General features: G+C 49.4%; 3 protein-coding genes. All 3 read right to left on the bottom strand.

Annotation, left to right across the window (positions count from 1 at the left end):
* On the bottom strand, window positions 1-314 hold a 314-nt coding region (locus tag DWZ40_RS19135), incomplete at its 3' end, for a hypothetical protein (protein WP_118544363.1).
* Window positions 311-559: a hypothetical protein gene (locus DWZ40_RS19130; protein WP_118544362.1), complete on the bottom strand. Its 249-nt coding sequence runs from the start codon at window positions 557-559 to the stop codon at window positions 311-313. The genes DWZ40_RS19135 and DWZ40_RS19130, both read right to left, overlap by 4 nt.
* Before the next feature lie 18 nt (window positions 560-577).
* Window positions 578-850, bottom strand: a complete 273-nt coding sequence (locus tag DWZ40_RS19125; RefSeq protein ID WP_066859802.1) for a type II toxin-antitoxin system YafQ family toxin — start codon at window positions 848-850, stop codon at window positions 578-580.
* Between the last annotated feature and the right edge of the window lie 43 nt (window positions 851-893).

Raw genomic sequence — 893 nt, 5'->3', positions numbered from 1 at the left:
TCCGTCAGCTTTTCAATCTGCCTGTCTTTTACTTCAAGCTGCCCTTGCAGTGTGTCGATGGTGGCCTGTAAAACGCAAACCAAATCGGAAACTTCGTGGTTTTCGGTTTGCGTTTTAGTTTGCGTTTTGTTTTCGATTTCGGTTTGCGATTTTTCAGAAAAAGCCTCTTTTATCAAGGCTTCCTGGTGTTCATCAATCGCAAACTGGTTTCCGTTTTTTCGCAAACCTGATCGCAAACCAAGGTTTGCGATTTGTTTATTTACTGCTGTCTTTGATACCCCTATCTCGTCCGCTATCTGCCGGATTGTTTTCATACTTTCACGAACAGGCCCACAGGACACACGCCCTCAAACCCAGGCGTAGATATGTACCAGCAGCCGGGGCCTGTTGGCTCCCAGGCTACTTCAAGGGTAATCTCGTGCCAGCCATCAGGAAACAAGGCGGTAAAACCCTGCCCTGCGTGTATGCCGTCCCCTTCCAGGAGCAGCCGAGAGTGCGGATCATCGTCTGCCGGATCGGGGAGCTGCAACTGCGCGATCCTCTCTTTATCCCAGCTCATAGACCTTTCCTCCTTCCCCTAAAATAAATCGCTATGCGATCCCGTCCGGGTGAGATACAAAATCAGCTCGTCCCCGTCCACTTCGTAGATCAGCAACCAATCCGGCGTAATGTGGCACTCACGACACCCAGCATAATCCCCGGAAAGTTGGTGATCCCTGTTCTTCTCTGGCAACGGCTCCCCCGCAGCCAACTTTTTAATAATATCCGTCAGCAAAGAAATATCAAAGCCGCGCTTTTTCACGCGCTTCAAATCCTTCTGAAACTTTGTGGTTGGTCTTATGTTATACATCAGCAAGCAGCTCCTCCATCATCTGATCGACATTGGAATAGGT

Origin of the sequence: Clostridium sp. AF32-12BH, assembly GCF_003477935.1 — a bacterium.
In the GTDB taxonomy this organism is placed as follows: Bacteria; Bacillota; Clostridia; order Lachnospirales; family Lachnospiraceae; genus Brotaphodocola.
The sequence above is the reverse complement of the archived record's forward strand: the minus strand, read 5'-3'. Positions and strand labels throughout refer to the sequence as shown.